Source organism: Streptococcus danieliae (genome assembly GCF_025447695.1).
GTDB classification, from domain to species: Bacteria; Bacillota; Bacilli; order Lactobacillales; family Streptococcaceae; genus Streptococcus; species Streptococcus danieliae.
The window spans coordinates 1-24263 of sequence record NZ_JAOBSU010000009.1; the positions used below are offsets into that span (position 1 = coordinate 1).

The 24263-nt window shown below is 46.5% G+C and carries 11 protein-coding genes and 1 pseudogene; all 12 read left to right on the forward strand.

All coding sequences use genetic code 11. The features are described 5' to 3' along the window. Window positions 1-798, forward strand: a 798-nt coding sequence (locus tag N4310_RS01225; protein ID WP_276552623.1) for a Rib/alpha-like domain-containing protein, incomplete at its 5' end; no start/stop codon positions are given. A 271-nt stretch (window positions 799-1069) separates the two neighbouring features. Next, window positions 1070-2272 (forward strand): accessory Sec system protein translocase subunit SecY2, encoded by a 1203-nt coding sequence (secY2, locus tag N4310_RS01235; protein WP_262091777.1) that lies wholly within the window; start codon window positions 1070-1072, stop codon window positions 2270-2272. A gap of 17 nt (window positions 2273-2289) precedes the next feature. Next, window positions 2290-3873, forward strand: coding sequence for an accessory Sec system protein Asp1 (gene asp1 / locus N4310_RS01240; protein WP_262091769.1), 1584 nt, complete (start codon window positions 2290-2292; stop codon window positions 3871-3873). Then, window positions 3870-5447 carry an accessory Sec system protein Asp2 gene (gene asp2 / locus N4310_RS01245; protein ID WP_262091770.1) on the forward strand — a complete coding sequence of 526 codons (1578 nt, stop codon included), beginning with the start codon at window positions 3870-3872 and terminating at the stop codon, window positions 5445-5447. Before asp1 ends, asp2 begins: the two co-directional genes overlap by 4 nt. An 8-nt stretch (window positions 5448-5455) precedes the next feature. Continuing rightward, window positions 5456-5983 (forward strand): accessory Sec system protein Asp3, encoded by a 528-nt coding sequence (asp3, locus tag N4310_RS01250; protein WP_262091771.1) that lies wholly within the window; start codon window positions 5456-5458, stop codon window positions 5981-5983. 1 nt (window position 5984) lies between these two features. Beyond that, on the forward strand, window positions 5985-8366 hold the full coding sequence (gene secA2 / locus N4310_RS01255; RefSeq protein ID WP_262091772.1) for an accessory Sec system translocase SecA2: 2382 nt from the start codon (window positions 5985-5987) through the stop codon (window positions 8364-8366). 10 nt (window positions 8367-8376) lie between these two features. Continuing rightward, window positions 8377-9891: an accessory Sec system glycosyltransferase GtfA gene (gene gtfA, locus N4310_RS01260; protein WP_262091773.1), complete on the forward strand. Its 1515-nt coding sequence runs from the start codon at window positions 8377-8379 to the stop codon at window positions 9889-9891. Further along, complete coding sequence (gene gtfB / locus N4310_RS01265; protein WP_262091774.1) at window positions 9875-11188, forward strand: accessory Sec system glycosylation chaperone GtfB; 1314 nt, start codon at window positions 9875-9877, stop codon at window positions 11186-11188. Before gtfA ends, gtfB begins: the two co-directional genes overlap by 17 nt. A gap of 9 nt (window positions 11189-11197) precedes the next feature. Next, entirely contained in the window at window positions 11198-11365 is a 168-nt protein-coding gene (locus N4310_RS01270) for a hypothetical protein (protein ID WP_202056411.1), read from the forward strand. A 129-nt stretch (window positions 11366-11494) separates the two neighbouring features. Next, window positions 11495-12788, forward strand: a pseudogene (locus N4310_RS01275) (DUF308 domain-containing protein). 555 nt (window positions 12789-13343) lie between these two features. Next, the gene (locus N4310_RS01280; RefSeq protein WP_262091775.1) at window positions 13344-13856 is read left to right on the forward strand and encodes an HdeD family acid-resistance protein; all 513 of its coding nucleotides are present in this window, start codon (window positions 13344-13346) and stop codon (window positions 13854-13856) included. A gap of 517 nt (window positions 13857-14373) precedes the next feature. Next, on the forward strand, window positions 14374-23997 hold the full coding sequence (locus N4310_RS01285; RefSeq protein WP_262091776.1) for a G5 domain-containing protein: 9624 nt from the start codon (window positions 14374-14376) through the stop codon (window positions 23995-23997). Window positions 23998-24263 lie beyond the last annotated feature (266 nt).

Sequence of the window (24263 nt, forward strand, 5' to 3'; positions counted from 1 at the left end):
ACCTACCCAGATGGTTCCCAAGACAAGGTTTCTGTAACAGTTAAAGTTGTTGAAAACCCAAGCCAAGCAGACAGCAACCAACCAAGCCCAGTTGACCAAACGGTTAAAGTTGGTGATCCAGTCGATCCATCTAAATCAATCACGAACCTCGGCGATCTTCCAGTAGGTACCAAGGTTGAGTTTGAGAGTCCAGTAGACACAAGCACAGCCGGTGATAAACCAGCGACAGCTCTTGTAACCTACCCAGATGGTTCCCAAGACAAGGTTTCTGTAACAGTTAAAGTTGTTGAAAACCCAAGCCAAGCAGACAGCAACCAACCAAGCCCAGTTGATCAAACGGTTAATGTTGGTGGTCCAGTCGACCCATCTAAATCAATCACGAACCTCGGCGATCTTCCAGTAGGTACCAAGGTTGAGTTTGAGAGTCCAGTAGACACAAGCACAGCCGGAGATAAACCAGCGACAGTTCTTGTAACCTACCCAGATGGTTCCCAAGACAAGGTTTCTGTAACGGTTAAGGTTGTTGAAAATCCAGCCTCTGAGTCCGTATCTGAATCTGTAAGCGAGTTAGTAAGTGAGTCAATGTCTGAATCTGTAAGTGAGTCTGTATCCGAAGTGATCAGAGAATCACTTACACAGAGTCAATTGAAGTCCATGACTCAAAAAGTCGCGGCCGATCGTTTGCCAAATACAGGTGATGAATCGTCAGATGCTCTTGCTTGGGCAGGTTTGGGTGTCTTGGGCTTAGGATTGCTGAGTCGTAAGAAACGTACCACTGAAGAGGATTTAGTAGACTAAGATTCAAACTGGTTTCCATTTATATCTATTAAACGTCTTTGTGAACAACGGGTCATAAAGATCCAGAAGGACATCGCTTCTTCTTTGAGCTCTCTGTTATTTGTAGGAACATTTAGCAGAGAGCTGTTTTTGTATTGTACTCTGGAAAATGCTACTCGAACCAGTTTGTGCTTGGTTAATTTCTTGAAATAGAAGAGGTATGAGAAACAGAAATGGATAAAGAATGTATACGATCAGAAAAAAATGGGCTAGTAGCCTCCTATTGAGAAAAATGATTTGGACCTTACTGATTGTACTGGTCTACATGATTGGGCGTTTTCTACCAGTGCCGACAGCGGTTGTCAGCCAGGAAGTGGCCAATCACCATTTGCTAAATAATCTGGCCACTGTGACAGGTGCTCGTATTTCGGCTATGACCCTGTTCTCGCTCGGCTTGAGTCCTTGGATGACCACGATTATTATTTGGCGCTTTTTTACGGTGTTTAATCTGTTTAAACATCAGACCCAGGCTCAGATCTATCGTTACCGGATGCTTTTGACCTTGGTGGTCGGGGCGATTCAAGGTTTGGGGCTAACAGCGACTGCTGACCTACGTGAACTAACCCTGTTGGGTCTGTCAGGAGATGGGCCGGCTATCTGGGTAACGATTCTGATTCTGATAGCGGGTTCCGTCGTTTTAACCTGGCTTGGCAATCGGAATGCTGAGCGAGGATTGGGCGGTATGACCATCCTCATCTTAGTCAATATGATCTTGGCCTTTCTTGAAAATGGTCTTAGCTTTTTTGCGGAAGTACAGCGCTTTTCGTGGGGCTTGCTCGGTCAAGTGCTGGTGTTTTTGTTGGTTTATGGGGCTTTGGTTCTGATGACGGTAACCCTCTATCGGGGGGAGTGCCGCATTCCGATTAAGCGGGTTGGACTGAATAGTTCCTACAACCAGAAAAGTTATTTACCGATTCGGATAACTCCTGCAGGAGCCTTGCCCTTTATGTACGGAATGACCTTGATGATGTTGCCGGCCTATCTTTTAAATGGACTCCGCTTTCTCTATCCAGAGCAGGAGTTCTTGAAAGTCCTAGTGGCCAATCTAAATTTGAGCCAGCTACCAGGAGCCCTGTTCTACATCGCTCTCTTATACGTCTTGGCGATTGGCTTTGCCTATTACAACTATGACGCCTTTGATATTGCTAAAAATATGCGAAATAATGGAGACTATATTGAGGGGGTTCAGCCTGGGAAGGCGACCAAGCTTTTTATCCAAGATAAGGTCAATAGTCTAGCGCAATTCGGGGCCTTGACCGTGATTGTGATTGGGGGGCTACCCTTGCTGTTCTTGCTCCTTCAGGGAGAGCAGGATGGCTCTGTCAGCATTGCTCTCTTGATCAACAATGCCTATATTGTTTCCAGCTTGCTCTTAGGGGTGATCGAGCAAGTGAACACCATTCAAAGTTGGAAACAGTATAACCATGTCATTTAAACTAGAAAGGACCTGTCATGTTTTATTTCATCCCTTCCTGGTATAATCAGAGTCGGCCCTGGTACCACAATACCCAGCTCTGGTTTCGCATCTTGGAGCAGATGACCTTTGATGATACAGTAAACCAGCTTAAAATGTTTCATCAGGCGCAAGAGAAAGCAAGCTTGCTGGTCTTGAACTACCAGCCCCAATTTCGCTACTATCTGCATAAACAAGGGCTGCTACAGACCCCTTATTGGTCTTTCTTTGATGATATTCAGAATATCTCGTCTGTCCATGTTCGGCCTGTCTCTTTTAAGGAGTTGAACTGGCCAGCAGGAGTGCAGTTTTTATACAGTCCTTTTGCCGTTGTGGCTCGTTTGGAGAGTGTCGATTTAGCCATCATTCATTTTGCCCAAGATGGAAATCTGTTTTTTATCGAATTTTTGGAAGAAGGGCGTTCCGCTAAGCACTACCTCTTTGATGACCGAGGCTTTCTTTCGTCGATTCTCTACTTTGATGCCACAGGGCAGGAGTTGTATCAGGATTACTTGAATGAGGGTGGGATCTGGCAGGTGCGGGAACACCTGCAGCCTCATGAGTTGGGGCAAATCGAGATAAATCCCTCTGGCGATCACTCCTTTCAAAAGCCTTATTATGCTGATTGGCCGTCCCTTATGCGGGAACGTTTGGAAGTCTTAGCTCAGACGGAAGTGGGGCCAGAGGACAAGTTGGTCGTGGCCAGTCATGCCCAGCACAATGAGTTGATTCTGGATGTGTTTCCAGGGCAGCAGAAGATCTTTTCTTTCTTTGGGGATCGCCTGGAGCTTACTGATAGCCCTACCACTCGCGTCTTGCTGGAGCAGGCGAGTTTGGTGGTGGTTGATCGGAAAAAACAAGAAGAGGCCTTGCGTCCATTACTGCTAGCTGCTGGCAGAAGTCCTAAAATGCTCCTGCGGATCCCCCCTTATGATACCCGTTTGCGCCTGGGTCACAGCCAAATGCTAAGGGAACAGAAAATTTATTTTTATAGTGATCCCCTGTCTCAGGAGGAATTAAAGGCTACGCTCGAGATTCTCCTAGCCTTTATGGCGCAACAGGAGGATGTGTCCTTGGCCTTGGTCACCTTTGATAGAATGCGGGATTTTGGGGACTTGGAAACTTGGCTGACCCATAAAATCCAGAGTCACTATGATGTCGCGGCTTTCTTCCAAGTAGCAGATGAAGGTAATGAAAATCAATTGGAAGAAGACGAGGTTTTAGAGTTTTCTCGGATTTCTTTTGAGCTGTTGACCAACGAGACAGACATGATTAAGGCCCTGGATTCAGCTCGGCTGGTCTTAGATTTAGGGGCAGAACCCGATCTCTATACGCAAATTACGAGTATATCGGCCGGACTCCCCCAGATTAACCGTGTGGCCACAGAGTTTGTCAGCCACCAAAAAAATGGCTGGATTTTGAGTCCCGAAGCGGATCTAGCCAGCGCTCTTCAGTTCTACCTAGCTGGTTTGGCCAATTGGAACCAGTCTTTGGTCTACAGTGTTCAAAAAATGGCAGACTATACCAGTGGACGGATTCTGGAACAGTGGCAGGAATTACTGAATGAGGAAGCACAGCTATGAAAATTTTACAAATTGGCTCTCAGTCCTGGGCTGATCAAGTTGAACAAGTTCCAGCAGAAATGGACTGGTACTGGACCAGGATTGAACAGTTACCCGCTTACTTGGAGGAGCTAAGAGAGGAGATGCGCGCTACTCTCCCACCTGCCAAGGAGGGACAAGCTCCTGCCAAGGTTGACCTGCGCTTTACGGCCGTTATTGTAACGGAGTGGGTCGAGGAAGCGGCGCTTGAGCCCCTGACGAATTTGGTAGAAGCCTATGGCCTCTATGTTGATGAGGGAATTAGGCTAGCTGAGGGGGCTTTCGATGGTATTTTTAGACGGAAACGCCTACGCCCATTGGGAGTCTCCGGGGATGCCCAGCTCAAAATGGATTTTTTACAGCTGACTCATTTTGGCAGCCAGTATGGTGCCAAGCTCAAACTTGCAGATATCGACATCAATCCGATCTTTCAAGGTCAGGTGTCCTACGATGGCCAGGTGGCGATTCATCTCGAAGGGGATTTTGGGGCAGACTTTCAACCACTGTTGACCTACCGCTATAATTTGAGCAGCTTTCCAGTCGCCCTAGAAATCTGGTTAGAACATTTTAAGCTGTCAGGGAATCCTCAAGTGCGGCTGGAGATTACTCCCCTACGTCAGGGTAGCAATTATACGTATTTGCCGCCAATCCTCTTAGAGGAGGACCAACTCCGAGAACCCTATGTCTTACCTCAAGATCCAGACATTGGCTTTTATTCGATTTCTGTTTGGGCTAAGGGACAGGGGAAATTGGGTTTTGGACCGCTCCACTGGCGCTATTCCCGTTTAGGCCTGGGCCGCTTTGTCCTGGGGGGTGAACGGTACAGTGATGCTAAAAAACAAGAGTTTATCTACTATTTCAATCCGGGTGATCTCAAGCCGCCACTCAATGTTTACTTCTCGGGTTTCCGGACGGCAGAAGGGTTTGAAGGTTATCGGAATATGAAAAGACTCCAGAGCCCCTTTTTGCTAATCGGCGATCCACGGCTTGAGGGGGGTGGCTTCTATATTGGTTCTGCCGAATTGGAGGCCAAAATTGTAGCGGTCATTCAAGAGTCTTTAGACTATCTCGGTTTTGCCAAAAAGGATTTGATTCTGTCAGGTTTGTCCATGGGCACCTTCGGGGCCCTCTACTATGCAGCAGACTTTGATCCCTATGCAGTGGTGATTGGCAAACCCTTTACCAACCTAGGGGATACCGTTGAAGCCATGAAACTAAAACGTCCCGATGAGTTTCAAACCAGTGCCGATGTTTTACGCAATGTAACCGGCGGCACTAGCGATTGGCACCTGCAGGAGTTGAATCAGCGCTTTTGGGATAAGTTTAGCCAATCGGCCTTTGAGCAGACAACCTTTGCGGTTGCTTACATGGAAAATGATGATTATGATGGTCAGGCAACCAGTAGGCTACTGACAGCCTTGGCAGATAAGGGAGCCCATGTCTACACCAAGGGGTATGAGGGGCGTCACAATGACAATAGTCCAGCCATCAATAAGTGGTTTCTGCGGCAGTATCTGCAATTGTTAGAAGAAGGTTATGGAAGGAAAAATGGATGAGGAGAGACTTGATACACCGGGTAATGTGGGACCAGGTTTATAGTAAGGATGCCTATCTTTATGGGACCAGTCTAGTCTTTGGCGAGGAAGGGACTGTGTTTGAAAATCAGCGGATGGCGTCTGGGAAATTGATTTGTCGGTTCGATTCCGCAACCAATTACCAAGTCAAGCGGGCATCTCCTAGTTTGCCACTCTTGGTTCCTGGTCACAGCTATTGGCTTGAGATCGCTATTGATGCAGAGCCCCAGGGCTGCTTCTTCCTGGAAGTGACTTACTTTAATCGGCAGGAAGAGCAGTTGGGGTTTGAGGTTCTGCGCCAGCATCAGGGGACCATTACGTATCCAGCTGAGGCCTTTCGCTATACCTTGACCGTGAAAAGTGCGGGTGCAAGTCGGCTTGTGGTGAAGGGAATTTCCATCTACACACAAGAGACGGTCCCATCCTTTGGGCTAGACAAACCGCTTGAAAAGCGGTACCTGGCTGAGGAGTTACCTGCTGATTTGTATTTGGTTCAAAATTTAATAAAAACAAGATGATATGAAAGAAAAAGGATTCTTATTAAATCGCTTAAAATTAAGAGAAATTGGTCGGATAGTCGATCAGATTAATGGGCTAAAGGAGGAAATGGCCCGGCTGAGCAATGAAGAGTTGGCGGCTTTAACACCTGCTTTTCGCCAACGCTTGGCGGCGGGGGAGAGTTTGGATGACTTGCTAATCGAGGCTTATGCAGCCATTCGGGAAGCCAGTCGCCGGGTGTTAGGGCTGTTTCCCTTTGATGTTCAGGTCATGGGAGCGATTGCCTTGCATCAGGGCTACATTGCAGAAATGAAAACGGGGGAGGGCAAGACCTTGACTGCGACCATGCCCCTCTATCTCAATGCGCTGTCCGGTCAGGGAGCCATTTTGGTGACCACCAATGATTATCTAGCTCGGCGGGATGCCAAGGAGATGGCTCCGGTTTATGAATTTATGGGCTTGGCTGTTGGTGTTGGGGTCTTTGCTCCAGATGAGGTGGTTGAGGTTGCCGATAAGCGGGCAGTCTATGCAGCAGATATTACCTATACCACCAGTACCGCTCTAGGTTTTGACTACCTGGCAGATAATTTGGCGGCAGATGAAGCGGATAAATTCTTACGTCCCTTCCATTATGTGATTGTCGATGAAGCGGATGCGGTGCTGTTAGATGCGGCGCAGACGCCTCTGATTATTTCAGGCTTTCCTCGGGTTCAGTCTAATCTCTATACGATTGCCAATCAGTTTGTCTTGACCTTGGCAGAGGGACGGGAGTTTCGTCATCTTAAGGAAGACAAGACAGTCTTTTTGACCAAGGACGGGATTGCCTATGCCCAAGCTTATTTTGACATCTCCGATCTTTACGGGGCGGCTTATTTTGAATTGAACCGCCACATTAACTTGGCTCTCAGAGCCCACCATCTCTATAAAAAGGATGTGGATTATGTGGTGGAAGCCGAGGAGGTCAAACTCTTGGACAACCGGACGGGACGTGTTTTGGAAGGAACCCGCTTGCAATCCGGGATCCACCAGGCTCTAGAGACCAAGGAAGGGGTGCCCCTTAGTCAGGATTCTCGCTCGGTTGCTTCGGTCACCTACCAAAGTCTCTTTAATATGTTCCCCCGCATTGCGGGCATGACGGGGACTGGGAAAATGGCCGAGGACGAACTAATTGCCACCTACAAGCTACCGGTGCTGGTGATTCCGACCAAGGCCCCGATCCAGCGAATCGACTATCCCGATAAAATCTACGTGACCCTGCCTGAAAAACTCCAAGCGACGTTAAACTATGTGCACGCTCTGCACCAGCGCCAACAACCGGTGCTTCTGATTTCAGGAACGGTTGATATTGCCGAGATTTACTCACGGATGCTACTGCAAGAAGGGATTCCTCATAGCGTTCTAACGGCTAAAAATGTGGCCAAGGAGGCCCAAATTATTCAGGAGGCCGGCCAGCTAGGAGCTGTCACGGTGGCGACCTCCCTGGCCGGTCGTGGGACCGATATTAAGTTGGGGCCTGGAGTTGCAGAGCTGGGTGGTCTGGCTGTGGTCGGAACCGAACGGATGGCCAATAGCCGGATTGACTGGCAGTTGCGAGGACGGGCGGGTCGCCAGGGAGACCCAGGTCTGAGCCAATTCTTTGTTTGCTTGGAAGATGAGCTTTTGCGCCAGTATGGTAGCAAAGGCTTGAGTCGGTATTTTGAAAAAAACAACCATAGCCAGCGGGCCAATTTTGGCCAGCCGCTTCAGGGTGGACGCTTTAAACGGGCCATCCGTCAGGCCCAAGAAAAGAGTGAGGACAAGGCGCAGATGGCGCGCCAGTCAACGATTCAGTTTGATGAAAGTTTGCGGATCCAACGCCAGCAGATCTACCAGTTGCGGGATGACTTGATCTATAATCGGATTGATTTGGGAGCGCGGATGGATGCCATTTTCAGAGAGACCATGCAAGACTTTGTGGACCGCCACCCGCAGTTGAGTCAGCAGGACTTACAACGCTATATTTTGGATTACTATTCCTACAAAAATCAGCTTGCTGCTCAGGAGTTAGATCCCCAGGATTCAGCAGCAGTTCTGGCCTATCTTTGGAGCCTCTACCGTAGAGAGCTGGCCAAAAAGCAGGAGTTTTTGAAAACCGAGGAGAAGTTGGAAGAGTTTCTCCGTTTATCGGTTTTACGGGCGATTGATGAAGCTTGGATTGAGCAGGTCGACACCCTTCAGCAACTCAAGTCCTTTGTACCGATCCGCCAAGTCGCTCAACGGGATATGACATCGGAGTATTTCCGGGAATCCTTGGAATCCTATAATCAGATGGCCCACCGGGTCAAGGAGGGCATTGTCCGCAATGTCATGTTGAGTACGATTGAAGCTGACCCGGAAAAAGGTCACACCATCTACTTTGTATAAGAGAGGACCTATGACAGTTTATAGTATCAATCTTGGCATTGGCTGGGCCAGTAGCGGAGTCGAATATGCCCAGGCTTACCGGGCTCAGATTTTTCGCGAACTAAAACAGCCGGCCAAGTTCATCTTTACGGATCTGTTCCAAACAGAGAATCTGCAGCACTTCACCTCTAATATTGGTTTTAGAGATGAGGAAGTCCTTTGGCTGTATAGCTTTTTTACCGATCTTAGGATCGCTCCCAGCACGTTTTCTAAGGCTGATCTCGAGGCAACCTTTACAAGTCCGGTGTTGAAAACGGAGACTGGTCCCAAATTGCTGCGCTATCATCTGGGGCCAGACTTCTACGTCAATGCGAGTCTTTGTGGGGACGAGGAACAGTATGTTCAGCGCGTGGAGTACGTGTCCAAGGGCAACTTGATTCGGAAGGATTACTACAGCTACACTCGCGTTTTTAGTGAGTACTATGCTCCGTTGGAAGACAAGCCCCAACTCTATCAACGGCAGTTTTTCAATGAGGATGGCAGTGTCGCCTATGAAGAGCTAATCTCCAATCAGCAGTCGCTGTTTCGTTTTGCGGATCGCCTGCTTGAAGGGAAGGAGGCCCTGCTTGCCTATATGTTGGAGCGCTTGCAACTGGAGGCTCAGGACCTGCTCATCTTGGATCGGGCCAGCGGTATTGGCCAGGCAGTTTTTGCCCACAAGGGTCCAGCCAAGCTGGTAGTGGTCATCCATGCAGAGCATTACAATGCCAAGGGCACAGATGCCTACAATGTACTTTGGAACAATTATTATGAATACCAATTTACCAATGCGCATTTAGTGGATGCCTTTATTACCTCTACGGAAAAACAAAAAGAGGTCTTGGAGCAGCAATTCAAGACCTACAGCAAGCACCAACCGCGGATTACAGCTATCCCGGTGGGAAGTTTGAGCCAATTGCGCCGGCCTCAAGGTCAGCGTCAGGCATACAGTCTGATGACCAGCTCCCGTTTGGCGAGCGAGAAACACATTGATTGGCTAGTGGCTGCGGTGGTTGAGGCCAAGAAGACCCTGCCGCAATTGCAGTTTGACATCTATGGTGAGGGAGGCGAACGCCAGAAATTGACTCAGATGATTGAAGCAGCGGGAGCCCAGGACTATATCCGGTTAAAGGGGCACCAGCAGCTAGCAGATGTTTACCAGCAGTACGAAGTCTATTTGACCGCCTCAACCAGTGAGGGCTTTGGCCTGACCTTGATGGAGGCGGTGGGATCGGGGCTTCCCCTGATTGGGCTGGATGTTCCCTATGGCAATCAGACCTTTGTCGATGATGGTCAAAATGGTTTTCTGATTCCAAGGCCGGAGTCTGATGATTCTGCCTATCTGGCCCAAGCCTTTGCCCAGCAGATTATTGCCTATTACCAGGCGGATCGGCAGGCGGAGGCTCAAGCCCATTCTTACCAAAAAGCAGAGTCGTTTTTACATGAGCGTCTGGCCCAAGCCTGGGCCCAGTTTATTGAGGAGGTCAGCCATGCTAAAACTCTATGATCGTTTGACCCAGGAGAGCCTAGATTTGGCTTACTCCCTGCAGGCGGCGGGGATTGAGGGGCCTAGTATTGTGTTGCAAGATGATGGTTTTTTGCCAGATGGCTTCACTTCACCTTTTGACTTCTTTGCTAGCCAATCTGAGGAGGAAGCGACCCCTCTTTATTTTAACGAAGTTGTTGTTCCCGACTATTGGCAGATTCGAGGCACCAATCAGCAGGGGGAAATCTGGAATTATGGTCAAAAGAAGGCAACGATTTACTATCAGGAACCCAAGCACTTGCGCTTGGTCAAAACAGTCGAATGGTTGAATGATCAGGGGAAGGTGGTGGTTGCTGACCACTACAATCGTTGGGGGCGCTTGTTTGCGAAAACGTATTTTAATGCGAATTTGGAAGTGACCCATAAGCACTATTTTGATGCGGACCAGCGGCCTTATTTATTGGAGAATCTGGTGACAGGAGACCTCTTGTTGGAGTGGCAGGGGCAGACCTACGCTTTTGCCAAGAAGGTTGACTTTTACCTTTTCTATCTGCGGCAGTCGGGTTTGGATCTGTCTCAAATAGCTTATAATTCTTTGGGTATGCCCTTCCTCTTGACCTACTATTTAGGAGGGCAAGGTCAGGATATCCTCTTTTGGCAGGAGGAGATTGGGAATCAGATTCCTGGGAATATGCAGCTGCTACTTCAAGGCCGCCTGTCCCGTTCAACCCGGATTTTGGTTCAAAAAGCAGGAGCTTACCAGCAGCTGCAAGACTTGCTAGAGGAGGACCAAAAAGCCTCGGTGGCTCAACTGGGCTACATTTATCCGAGCCGAGCTGAAAATGGCAATCGGAAGGAAATCTTGATTTTGACCAACTCGGATCAACTGGAAGGTTTGGATGTGCTCTTGGAGCAGCTGCCGGACTACCGCTTCCATATTGCAGCCTTAACGGAAATGTCCCAAAAACTGACGAGCTATGGCCAGCGCACCCAGGTACAGCTCTATCCCAATGCAGGACCTGCCCAAATCCAAAAGCTGTTTCAGGCTTGTGACATTTATTTGGATATCAACCATGGTTCAGAAATCATGGCTGCCCTTCGCCAGGCCTTTGAGCATAACCTCTTGCTCGTCGCCTTTGCTCAGACCTGCCATCAGCCAGCCTTGCTCTTGCCAGAAGCCCTCTTTGATTCTCAAGATCCGACTAGTCTGGCCAATTGGCTCAAGGAGCAGAAAGACCTGGCAGCAGTCGTCCAAGGTCAGCGGCAACATGGGAATCAGGCAACACCGGCAGACTACCAATTATTCTTGAAAGGCTAAAGAAGGACTATGACGAAAGAGAATCCACTTCTAAACCAGGATATTGAACAACGAATCCAGCAGGCTCGGTATCAAAAAGGGGAGACCGAGAAAAGCAAACGCTCAATCTTCTATCTAACACTTGTTTGTTTGGTCACCCTGTCTGTTTTACTGTCTCTCCTCCGTTATTTGCTATAGGAGAAGGCGGGAGATTAGTATGTTTTGAAAACGGTATGAAAGCAAGGCTAGTTCTTGATTTTATACCGTTTTTTGCTTATTTTTGATTTGTGCTATAATGATTTGTAATTTGAAATTTTTGGAGGTTTTATGATACGTTTGGCAAGGTTAGGTCAGAGTGGACGTAAGGCTATTGTTGAGGGGATTTTTGTGATTCTTCTTGGAGCTTTTCTGATTCTGGGAGGACAGGTGGTGCCCAAGGTGGGGTATCAGCTTTTCTTTTTATATATTTTTGGCTCAGCTCTCTGGACTTTGATCAATCGTTGGTTTGGAGGTAAGGAAGTCCAAGAGAACCTTTGGATTACCTTGGGCAAGTTGGTGGCTTCATTGGTTTTCGGAGAGATTGCCTTGTTGGAGAATATGGCAGTCTATTTATTGGTTTATGCGATTGCCTTCTATCAAATTTTTACCGGTGTTGTGAATTTAGTGACGTGGTTCTTGTATCGACAGAATGGGATTTCCAAGCGATTTCGGTATTTGACAGATGGTTTAATCATGACTGGTTTTGGTGTTTGGAGTCTTTCTCCCTACCATGATGCTAATGAATTTCAGCTGTTACTTTTGGGTTGGTATTTGGTAACCTTGGGTATAACTCGCTTACGGGATGGTTTGTTCTTTGAACAGGAAATGCAACAGAACCATTTAAAACGCAGGGTACGGGTGACCCTTCCCATTTTTTTTAACGGCTTTAATTCCAGCTGCGACTCTCAATCGTTTAAATAAATTTTTACAGGAGAATGCAGAAGAATCTGCGGCAGAAGCATACAATCAATCGAAGAAGGAGAAGACTGGTCAAATCGAAGTTTTTATTCATACGGCCCAGACCAATTTTTTTGCAGCGGTTGGGCACGTTGATCTTTGTTACCAGGGGCGCGTGATCTCCTACGGTTCCTACGATCCTTCCTCTGAGCGTTTATTTGGAATGGTGGGGGATGGGGTGCTTTACAAATGTGACCGAGAATCTTACATCGATCTATGCAAGCGGGAAAGTCAAAAGACTCTATTTGGCTATGAAATTGATTTAACTCGGGAGCAGGAAGAGGCGGTCCAGTCTTATTTGGCTGACTTAGATCGAATCTTGATTCCTTGGGAACCACCTGTGACCAAAGTGCAAAAGGAGGATGGGGCAGAAGAGCACACCTATGCTTATAAAATCCGTCATGAGACCAATGGAGAGCTCTATAAATTTAAGGAATCTAAGTTTAAAACCTACTTCGTTCTCAGTACCAACTGTGCCTTGCTAGCAGATACCATTGTTGGTCAAGCAGGAACAGATATTCTAAGTCCAAAAGGATTTATTGCACCGGGGACTTACCAGACCTACCTGGAAACGGAATTTGAAAAACCTCATAGCCTGGTGGTGGCTAAAAATGTTTATGCTTGAAAAATCTGATGTCGGATAAAAAGAATTGACAGAGGCATAAACTTTGTTCATTTCATCGATAAACTAAAGTCATTTAACAAGCCTTTAGGCCGAGAGAGGGAAAGAAATCGCTTCAGTTTACAATTTGAAATCAAGACGTGTAACGAACTTTTTTATGCAATTTTCCAGAAAATTTTCATGGTGAATCTTGTTTTTTTTATTGAGATAGTCTATACTAGTCCAAGGTAAGGCCTACTTAGAATCAGACTCAGAGTGCTCACAAAATTTCAAAAAATGGTTTGGAAAGTTGACTAAGATAGAATTGAGGTTTATCCAAGATACTTGACAAGGTCGGGTTTTGAAATTCAAGGAGTATTAAAAGATTCGTCTCAACAATTAGTAGACTTCCTGCGGAACTAATGTATTAGATCGCATAACCACACTGAAACATTTTGTAACTCAGTCTTTTTCAAGTGATGACTCCGATAAATCTCAGGTTCTGTCACTGTTTTGCAGGAAGTCTAATATAGAAGAGACTTGGCTAGAGCTGATTATTTTTAGTTACAGGAGTGTAAAATGTTTAGACGTTATTCATGGTTGTTGATTTTGGTTGGGATTCTTAGTCTCTTGGCTGGTTTCTGGGTTTTGAGTCATCCCGGTATGGCCTTGGCTGGTCTTGGGACAATGGTTGCATTGTTTTTCTTGGTTGATGGAATCAGCCATGTGGTGCAATATTTTACCAATGAGTGGAAGAGTGGCTGGAGTCTTTTTAACGGAATCATCACAGCCTTCTTGGCTACCATGCTCTTGACAGATGGTCTTGGTGCTCGGACTCTCTTTATGGCAACCATGATTGCTTTCTGGGTGCTCATTTCTGGAATTACTCGTCTGATGATGAGTTTTGATGTGAAAAAACTCGACCGTGCTGCCGGATCAACTTTGATGTGGACTGGTATTTTGGGGATTTTTACAGGAAGCCTGATGATGACGACTCCCTTGTTTACGGCTCTGATGGTGTCTTACATGATTGGATTTACCTTTATTTATCAAGGGATTTCATCGATTGTACTCTATTTTAAAGCTAAATAAGCGCTTGAGGTTGGATTAATATCCAGCCTCTTTTCTTATGTTCTTTCTATCTTGTTAGTTTTGACTTGCTTCACTTTAGTGATGCCTGCGTTTCACTGTCTAGTTTGAGTAATGATTTTAGAGTTGGATGTCGGGTGAGTATTCTGATGTTTGATTTCATTAAGGATCAAAGTTCCTAGTATAGGCGAAACAAAAGTATTTTTGCACACATATACAATGCAACTTAATCTTTTTGATAGGATTTTTTGAAAAAGTGGTATGGATGTGCTATTCTTATAAGTATAGAATGTTGAATGGATACTCAGACTTGTTTCAATTTGCACGGAGGTGAGACGCCTTAGGGAAGTTCTAGTTAGCAGTGTGAACTCAGATGAAGAGTATTCGGTAGTCAGATTTAGAGGCATTTAAGAATGGCTGATAGCTGATAGGTGAAGTGCAATCCTTGTCCTAGCATTCTGTAGAAACTATTCTTAAATGACTAGATGTCGATCAAATATTGAAATAAAGAGGGACGTTAATGAATCGGGAAAGACTTCAGCGGTTTTCGTTGAGAAAGTTATCGGTGGGACTTCTGTCGACGACGATTGGAAGTGTATTTCTACCAGTCACAGAGCAAGCTGTGTGGGCGAATGACCAGGGTGTTACAGGGATTGGTTATAAATATGTGACAGAAGATGAGTTGACTGAGCAAGAACAACAACTCATTATTCGGGAATTACCCAAGTATCATGAAGGTGAAGTTAGTGACTACTACCTGGTTTATCGCTTGGATAAGGAGGCGGCACTTGACAATCTTCCTGACACAGGTAGTCAGGAAGCGAATGCACTCCTTGGCCTTGGTGTAACGGCTTTTCTGATTATTGGTTTAGCCTTTGGTAAAACGCGGAAACAAAAAATAGCCTCTGTCCTCCTAGTAACGGCGGCTGGAAGTGCCGTTTTGGCGACAGATGCTTTTGCGTTAATCAATGAACAGTTGGCTCAGTATAATCAAACGGTTCACAGTCAGGCTGATGGTCAACTACCCCTGCCGTTAGAGATTCCAGGCCACAAGTATATTGGCTATTTAAAAGTTGATCAGTTGGGCAATATCTTGCCTTTAAAGACAAGCGGGCCCTTTCAATTGGAGTCCATTAACCGTTTGGACTCCCTGTCAAATCCAGAGTCATTTGTCTTGAATGTACCAGCGGTCTTGGGGCCAACAACTCCGAGCTATGAAGAAACAGATGCGACAGTTGTAACACCTAAGCCAGTGCCTGTAGGGCCAACGAAACCAGCTGAGACTCTCAAACCAGAGGTTCCAGTAACCCCAGAACCACCTGTGGTTGTTCCAGAGGTTCCAGTGACTCCAGAGCCACCTGTAGTTGTTCCAGAGGTTCCAGTGACTCCAGAGCCACCTGTAGTTGTTCCAGAGGTTCCAGTGACTCCAGAACCACCTGTAGTAGTTCCAGAAGTTCCAGTAACCCCAGAACCACCAGTAGTAGTTCCAGAGGTTCCAGTGACTCCAGAGCCACCTGTGGTTGTTCCAGAGGTTCCAGTGACTCCAGAGCCACCAGTAGAAGTTCCAGTGACTCCAGAACCGCCAATAGTAGTTCCAGAGGTTCCAGTGACCCCTGAACCACCTGTAGTTGTTCCAGAAGTTCCAGTGACCCCTGAACCACCAGTCATTGTTCCAGAAGTTCCAGTAACCCCAGAACCACCAGTAGTAGTTCCAGAGGTTCCAGTAACTCCCGAACCGCCAATAGTAGTTCCCGAGGTTCCAGTGACTCCAGAACCACCAGTCATTGTTCCAGAAGTTCCAGTGACTCCAGAGCCTCTACCAGAGCAGGAGGGCTTGGAGCTTCGGTATCAGGATCTTGTTCCTGAGACGATTTATCAGGCGGATGAGCAATTAGCCGCTAGTCTGATTCAGGTCATTCAAGAGGGAGTGCCAGGTTCTAGTAAGATTGTCTGGGATACCAATAAGAATGAGTTGGTGAGCGAGACAGTTGTGGTACCCCCATTGAATCGGATTGTCCGTGTGGGTACCAAGCCGACTATCACCAGTCGTGAGTTAGATTTTACAGAAATTCGTCAAGAGACAGACAAGCTTCAGAAAGGGCAGGAACAAATCCATGTTCTCGGCCAAAAAGGCTTAGAGATTACAACAGTTACCTATGACTTGGATCTAGTGACCGGTCAAGTGACAGCGAATGCTCCAGTAGTGGAAGTCCGACCAGCTGTCGATCAAATCCTTCTTGTGGGAACGCAGGATGTCTTGAAAGTACGTCGCGAAGAGCTCCCATTTAGTATTCGTTACCAAGCCGATGAACAGCTTCTCGCTGGTTCTCGAATTGTCGAACAAGAAGGGGAGAATGGCTTTAAGGAAGTTATTTGGAATCAGAGCAAAAACGAATTGGTCAGTGAGGTTTTACTGCTTGAACCGAGCCCACGGATTATTCGGGTTGGGACAAAGCCAACAACTACCACGCGTGAGCTTGATTTTGAGGAAATCCGCCAGCCAGATTCGACTCTGGAAGAAGGGCAGGAACAGATTCAAACCCTAGGCCAAAAAGGTCTTGAAGTGAAAACAACCACCTACAGTCTAAATCCGACAACAGGGGTTGTCTTGACCAATACACCGGTTGTGGAACGGATACCGGCTATTAGTCAGGTCATTTTAGTAGGTAGTAAGACACCTTCTGTGACTCGCAAAGAGGACGTGCCTTTTGAGGTTCGTTATCAAGCCGATGACAGTTTGGTAGCTGGTTCACGGATTATTGATCAGGATGGTGTTGTTGGCCAGAAGGAAATTGTCTGGAACCCACTAACGAATGAGTTGATCCGTGAGACATTGGTGCAGCAACCCCTTGATCAGCTAGTAAGGGTCGGAACTCAGCCAAGCATTAGCAGTCGCGAATTGGACTTTGAAGAGATCCGTCAGGAAACAGCTGACTTGGATGTTGGCCAAGAAGAAATCCAAGTTTTAGGCCAAAAAGGCTTAGAAGTTACAACGGTTACCTATCACTTAGATCCAGTAACAGGGGAAATCACAGCTAACACACCGAGTCTCGAGCGTAAGCCTGCTATCAATCAGATTGTACGAGTAGGGACACGGGATTTGTTGGAAACGCGCCAGGAAGTGCTACCGTTTGACACGATTTATCAGGCGGATGATAGCTTGGAGGCGGATTCCCGTGTGGTCGAGCAAGAAGGAAACTTGGGAACTAAAGAAGTTGTTTGGAACCAAACCAAGGATATACTCGTTGGTGAAACCATTGTCCAACCAGCACTTGCCCGCATTATCCGAGTTGGGGTAAAACCAAGCATTAACAGTAAAGAGCTAGCCTTTGAGGAGATCCGTCAAGAGGATTCAAATCTCGAGGTCGGTCAAGAGCGGATTCAGACTCTTGGCCAAAAAGGATTGGAGGTAACGACGATTACCTATAGCTTGGATCCAACAATCGGAGTGGTTACGGCGAATGAGCCGCTAGTTGCCATTAGCCCAGCAGTACCACAAGTGGTTTTCGTCGGAACCAAGGATGTTCTAGTGACTCGCCAAGAAGAAGTCCCATTTGAGCAGCGCTACCAAGCAGATGACAACTTGGACTTCGGTGTGCGTCTTGTGGAGCAAGAGGGGAATCCGGGTCTAAAAGAAATCGTTTGGAATCAAACGAAGGATCAAGCAGTCAGTGAAAAACAAGTTCGCCCAGCTCGTCCTCAGCTGGTTCGGGTCGGAACTAAGCCTGTGGTGAGCAGTCGGGAGCTAGATTTCCAAGAAATCCGCCAAGAAGATGCCGAGCTTGAAAAAGGCAAAGAATACATTCAGACTGTAGGTCAGAAGGGCTTGGAGACAAGGACGACGACCTATACAGTTGACCCTCTAACAGGTCTGGTCACAACGAATCCTCCTGTAGTTGAGGTTAGTCCTGCGATTGATCAGGTTCGTGTGGTTGGAACCAAGGAGGAACTTCTTCCGGAACCTCCACAACCACCTGAAGAAGATCAGCTAGAGACACGCCAAGAGGAACTAGCCTTTGCAATTCGCTATCAGGCAGATCCAAGTTTAGAGGTCGGAGTTCAGACGCTTGTGCAGGAAGGAGTCAAGGGAAGTAAGGAGATTCTTTGGAACCAAACCAAAAATGAATTGGTTCGTGAAACGGTTCTTACAAGCCCAATTCCTCAGCTAGTTCGTGTCGGAACCAAGCCTATGGTTACCAGTCGGGAGCTAGATTTCCAAGAAATCCGTCAAGAAGATGCGACCTTGGATAAGGGTCAAGAACAGATTCAAACCCTGGGTCAAAAGGGTCGTGAGACAACAACAGTGACCTATACTCTAGATGAGCGAACAGGTGAGGTCACAGCCAATGCTCCTGTCGTGGAGACTGTGCCTGCTGTTGATCAGGTCTTGTTAGTCGGTACCAAAGATATCTTGGAGATGCGTCAGGAGGAATTGTCCTTTGACACCGTTTATCAGGCAGATGATAGCTTGGATGCGAATTCCCGTGTAGTCGAGCAAGAAGGAAGTCTGGGCACCAAGGAAGTTGTTTGGAATAAGACCAAGAATGAGCTTGTCCGTGAAACAGTGACCCTAGCGCCTGTCAACCGTTTGGTTCGTGTCGGAACCAAGCCTATGGTTACCAGTCGGGAACTAGATTTCCAAGAAATCCGTCAAGAAGATGCGACCTTGGATAAGGGTCAAGAACAGATTCAAACCCTGGGTCAAAAGGGTCGTGAGACGACAACGGTGACCTATACTCTAGATGAGCGAACAGGTGAGGTCACAGCCAATGCTCCTGTAGTGGAGACTGTGCCTGCTGTCGATCAGGTCTTGTTAGTCGGTACCAAAGATATCCTGGAAACACGTCAGGAAGAGTTATCCTTTGAAACCGTTTATCAGGCAGATGATAGTTTGGATGCGAATTCCCGTGTAGTCGAGCAAGAAGGAAGTCTGGGCACCAAGGAAGTTGTTTGGAACAAGACCAAGAATGAGCTTGTCCGTGAAACAGTGACCCTAGCCCCTGTTAACCGTTTGGTTCGTGTCGGAACCAAGCCTGTGGTGACTAGTCGGGAGCTAGATTTCCAAGAAATCCGCCAAGAAGATGCGACCTTGGATAAGGGTCAAGAGCGGATTCAAACCACGGGTCAAAAGGGTCGTGAGACGACAACAGTGACCTATAGCCTGAATGAGAAAACAGGTGAGGTCACAGCCAATGCTCCTGTCGTGGAGACTGTACCTGCTGTTGACCAGGTCTTGTTAGTCGGTACTAAAGACATCCTGGAGACGCGTCAGGAAGAATTGGCCTTTGACACCGTTTATCAGGCAGATGATAGCTTGGATGCGAATTCCCGTGTAGTCGAGCAAGAAGGAAGTCTGGGCACTAAGGAAGTTGTTTGGAATAAGACCAAGAACGAGCTTGTCCGTGAAACAGTGACCCTAGCGCCTGTCAACCGTTTGGTTCGTGTCGGAACCAAGCCTATGGTTACCAGTCGGGAACTAGATTTCCAAGAAATCCGCCAAGAAGATGCAACCTTGGATAAGGGTCAAGAGCGGATTCAAACCCTGGGTCAAAAGGGTCGTGAGACAACAACAGTGACCTATACTTTAGATGAGCGAACAGGTGAGGTGACAGCCAATGCTCCTGTAGTGGAGACTGTGCCTGCTGTTGATCAGGTGCGGTTAGTTGGTACCAAAGACATCCTGGAGACGCGTCAGGAGGAGCTATCCTTTGACACTGTTTATCAGGCAGATGACAGCTTGGAGGCGAATTCCCGTGTAGTCGAGCAAGAAGGAAGTCTGGGCACCAAGGAAGTTGTTTGGAATAAGACCAAGGATGAGTTGGTGCGCGAGATTGTAGTGCTTACGCCGGTGAATCGTGTCATTCGTGTTGGAACCAAGCCTGTGGTGACTAGTCGGGAGCTAGATTTCCAAGAAATTCGTCAAGAGGATGCGACCTTGGATAAGGGTCAAGAGCGGATTCAGACCATGGGTCAAAAGGGTCGTGAGACGACAACAGTGACCTATACTTTAGATGAGCGAACAGGTGAGGTCACAGCCAATGCTCCTGTAGTGGAGACTGTACCTGCTGTCAATCAGGTGCTGTTAGTCGGGACCAAAGATATCCTGGAGACACGTCAGGAGGAGCTATCCTTTGACACCGTTTATCAGGCAGATGATGGCTTGGATGCAAATTCCCGTGTGGTTGAGCAAGAAGGAAGTCTGGGGACCAAGGAAATTGTTTGGAATCAGACCAAGAACGAGCTTGTCCGTGAAACAGTGACCCTAGCGCCTGTCAACCGTTTGGTTCGTGTCGGAACCAAGCCTATGGTTACCAGTCGGGAACTAGATTTCCAAGAAATCCGCCAAGAAGATGCGACCTTGGATAAGGGTCAAGAGCGGATTCAAACCACGGGTCAAAAGGGTCGTGAGACGACAACAGTTACCTATACTTTAGATGAGCGAACAGGTGAGGTCACAGCCAATGCTCCTGTAGTGGAGACTGTACCTGCTGTCGATCAGGTGCTGTTAGTCGGGACCAGAGATGTGCTCGAAACCCGGCAAGAAGATCTAGCCTTTGATACAGTCTATCAAGCGGATGATCGCCTAGACTTTGGCCTTCGAACAGTCGAACAAGAAGGAAGTCTTGGACGGAAGGAAATTGTTTGGAACCAGACTAAGGATGAGTTGGTGCGCGAGACGATAGTCCTTGCGCCGGTGAATCGTGTTATTCGTGTGGGAACCAAGCCAACTGTAACCAGTCGGGAATTGGCCTTTACGGAAATTCGTCAAGAGGATCCGACTTTAGAAAAAGGAAAAGAGCGGATTCAAACGCCAGGTCAGTTAGGTCTGGAACAAACAACAGTGACCTATAGCCTGAATGAGAAAACAGGTGAGGTCACAGCTAATACGCCGGTTGTTGAAACCAGACAGCCTGTGTCTCAAGTGCTGCTGGTTGGAACTCGAGAACTTGTGAAGCCTGTGCTTCGCATTCAATCGGTTACCGAAAATGATGACCAAGCGAATGCGCTTGTTCGCTATAGCCTGCAGGATCCAGATAAGCAGTACCGTTCTGCTAAGGCGCTCTTGTATAAGGGGGATGTTCTTGTTAAGGAATTCCCAATTAGTCAGTTGGACCAGCCTTTAACATTGTCTGAGTTGGACTACTTTACGGATTATACCTTGAAGACATCCATGACTTATGGACCTGCGGAGGCACCGACCGAGGAAATTCAAGAAGATCAAGCCTTAATTCGATTGGAATATAAAAAAATCGAGCTGAAGGATATTGAGACGGTTGAGTTGTACGAAAAAGATGGAGCAAGTTATCGTCGTTTGGATAACTTAGCAAGCGCTAAAGCTCCAGATCAATATGTGGTACAGATTCAGCCGAACCAAAGCAAGGCCATGCTCCTCCCCGTTTCAGAGATTCGCGAAGTTCAAAAAGATGGACAGTCTGTCTATGAATTGACGCTGAGTCTACCGGAGCTGGTACAGGGGCCAAACCTAGGAGCTTATCAGTCCAATCTGCGCATTTACGTTCCAAAAACGGGAACGAATTTATCGGCTCTGAATAGCTATCGTGTGAACTATCAGAATGTTTCCGGTGCGCAAGCTGGTCGTGATGTTGCTTATTACAATGCGGAGAAGTTACTGCCGTTTTACAATAAGGAATACATTGTCGACCAAGGAAACCGGATTGATCCAAGTCATAAACTCTCCCAAACACGTTTAGTAGATGTGGTTCCAATGGCCGATAATCGAATTGTCCTTGATCCGAATACGGATAAGGCAGCCATTAATCGCTTAATGCTTCACTACGAGGACAACACGGTTGCCTATGTTCCACTGACCTTTAAGGGAGACTTTAGAAATCAACGGGTTGCCGAGTATGATCTAGCAGGTACTTCTTTGATTTACACACCGGAGAGTTTCTTGGATTCTTATCAATCCGTGATTGATGCTGTGACACCAACCTTAGCGGCGATTCAGTTTGATTCTGCGGAAGTACGGCAAGCTCTAGGGATTGCTGAAGGTGATCAAAGCAAGAATCTAAATGATCTCTATTTGGAAAAGGCCTTTAATGATTTGAAGGCTAATCTACCACAAGAATTGAAGAAGCTCTTGGCTGCGGACAAGGCGATCAATGCAACAGATGGTGCAGTCAGTGATAAACTGGCGAAACAAATCCAGGAGAATGCTGTTCCTCTCTTACTTGGAATGAGCTATCTCAATCGCTGGTATAACATCAATTATGACACAATCAATGTGAAGGACTTATCTGCCTACAAACTTGACTTCTTTGGCAATCAAACAGCTTCTTCTCTTGACCATATCATTCAGTTAGGTAAATCAGGTTTTGATAACCTAAAAGCGAGCCATAACGTGCGAACTTTTGAGCGCAGTCTAGCTGCAGGCAAACAGAAGACAGACTTGTTTGAATACTTAGAAGCTTACCGGCATTTATTCTTACCGCACAAATCCAACAACCAGTGGTTGAAGGATAATACGAAAGCTTATCTTGTTGAGAACTATTCAGAAATTGATGAAGCAAGGCAGAAACAAGAAGCAGCTATGGGGCAAAAGAATAACAAGTATTCCATCGGCATTTATGACCGTCTGGCAAGTCAAAGTTGGGCTTATAAACAGATGTTGTTGCCATTGTTAACGATGTCTGAAGAAAGCACCTATGTAATTTCGAATATGTCGACATTCGTTTTTGGTGGGTATGAGCGTTATCGTTATGGTAAAAACTTGAACCTATCTCAAGCAGAATTTATTGAGACGATGCGAGCTACTGTTGATCAGGGAGCAAGTTTACATAGAGATTACTATGATTTCTGGTATCGACTCTTGAAACCAGAGATGCGTGAGCTGCTCTTTAAATCCATTATCATGTATGATGGTTTCATGTACCATAATCCAGATGGTAGTAAATCTTGGAGAACCCTACACTCTCCAGATGCTTCTATTCAAGAATTCTTTGGTCCAACTGGTCGTTATTTTGCCAATAACTACAGTGCAGCTTACGCAACCGGAAATGCCGTTTTCTATGTTGGTGATCGCCTCTTGGAACGATTAGGAATCACGTCTCTGACCCACGAAATGACCCATACCTTTGATGGAACTATTTTCTTTGAAGGAAATGGTCGTAGGGAAGGATTGGGAGCGGAGAACTTTGCTAGGGGATTATTGGAGGAACCAGATTTTTCAAATCAAGCTACCCTGGCATTAAGTATGACCCTCCAAGGGAATCCAGATGCTACGGATCGCTATCATGCTGCGAATCCTAAAGAACGTTACCAAAGCATGGATGATGTCAACAAATACGTAAAAGGAATGTTTGATGTTATCTACTTATTGGAATATCTTGAAGGTAAAGTTATTCTGTCACAGAATGACGATGTGAAGCAGAAATGGTTACGAAAAATTGAAAATGAATACATTAAAGACCGGGATGGAAACGATACACATGCTGGAAACAAAGTTCGTCGTTTGACGTCAGAAGAAATTAGTAACTTGCGAGAGTTTACAGATCTGATTGATTCAGATGTGATTGCTCGACGCTTCTATATCGATGAAGGTAGTGTTAAACGGAATAGTTATTATACGATTGCCTTGACGTCTCCATTCTATGCAGCCCTATCCAATGATAAGGGAGCTCCAGGTGATCTAATGTTTAGACGAATGGCCTATGAATTGCTAGCTGCCAAAGGCTATCAGGCTGGATTCCTTCCTTATGTATCCAATATGTATGCTCAGGAAGCTTTTGATAAGGGCCACAAAACATGGTCCTCATGGTATAAACGTTATGTAGGTGTTCCAAATGATAAGATAATCTTTGATAATATCTTTAAAAATGAATATAGCTCTTGGGCTGACTTTAAAAAGGCGATGTATCAAGAGCGGATTCAGAAGGCTCAGAAGCTGAAACCAATTACAATTCAGTATGAGTTAGGATCTGCTACGTCTAAGAAGGAAGTGACGATTACGTCGGTAGAGCAGATAGAAGAATTGATGCGAGCAGCAATGGCTCACGATATCAAGAATATTGATCGAACAACGAGTCATGGACCGGCTAGTTGGGTGAACCTTCTCAACGGACGTATTTATAATGCCTATCTTCGTCAGACACAAGACTTTAGAGAATCTATTTTTAACGATTAATTTCTTGAAGATTTTCTAAACCCGTTGAATCATTGAGTAGCGCTTGTAGCTCCTCGAGAGTTTGACACGGTTCGGATTGTTCAAGCGAACCAATCCTTAAATCCCTATTATCTCCGCAGGTATGCTACCTGTTTGAGGTAATAGGGATTTTGGGTTTCTGGGGTTATAGGCAGGAAAGATGGCTCTTTGTCGTAAGCGCCCAATAACAAGGTATCTTCCGATAAAGTAGAAATCTAGCTATACTAGTCTCAGAAAACAGGAGTAGA

Coding starts and splice junctions, on each gene's coding strand:
- secY2 (WP_262091777.1), top strand. CDS start 1,070: ATGATTTGGACCTTACTGATTGTACTGGTCTACATGATTGGGCGTTTT.
- asp1 (WP_262091769.1), top strand. CDS start 2,290: ATGTTTTATTTCATCCCTTCCTGGTATAATCAGAGTCGGCCCTGGTAC.
- asp2 (WP_262091770.1), top strand. CDS start 3,870: ATGAAAATTTTACAAATTGGCTCTCAGTCCTGGGCTGATCAAGTTGAA.
- secA2 (WP_262091772.1), top strand. CDS start 5,985: ATGAAAGAAAAAGGATTCTTATTAAATCGCTTAAAATTAAGAGAAATT.
- gtfA (WP_262091773.1), top strand. CDS start 8,377: ATGACAGTTTATAGTATCAATCTTGGCATTGGCTGGGCCAGTAGCGGA.
- gtfB (WP_262091774.1), top strand. CDS start 9,875: ATGCTAAAACTCTATGATCGTTTGACCCAGGAGAGCCTAGATTTGGCT.
- N4310_RS01270 (WP_202056411.1), top strand. CDS start 11,198: ATGACGAAAGAGAATCCACTTCTAAACCAGGATATTGAACAACGAATC.
- N4310_RS01280 (WP_262091775.1), top strand. CDS start 13,344: ATGTTTAGACGTTATTCATGGTTGTTGATTTTGGTTGGGATTCTTAGT.
- N4310_RS01285 (WP_262091776.1), top strand. CDS start 14,374: ATGAATCGGGAAAGACTTCAGCGGTTTTCGTTGAGAAAGTTATCGGTG.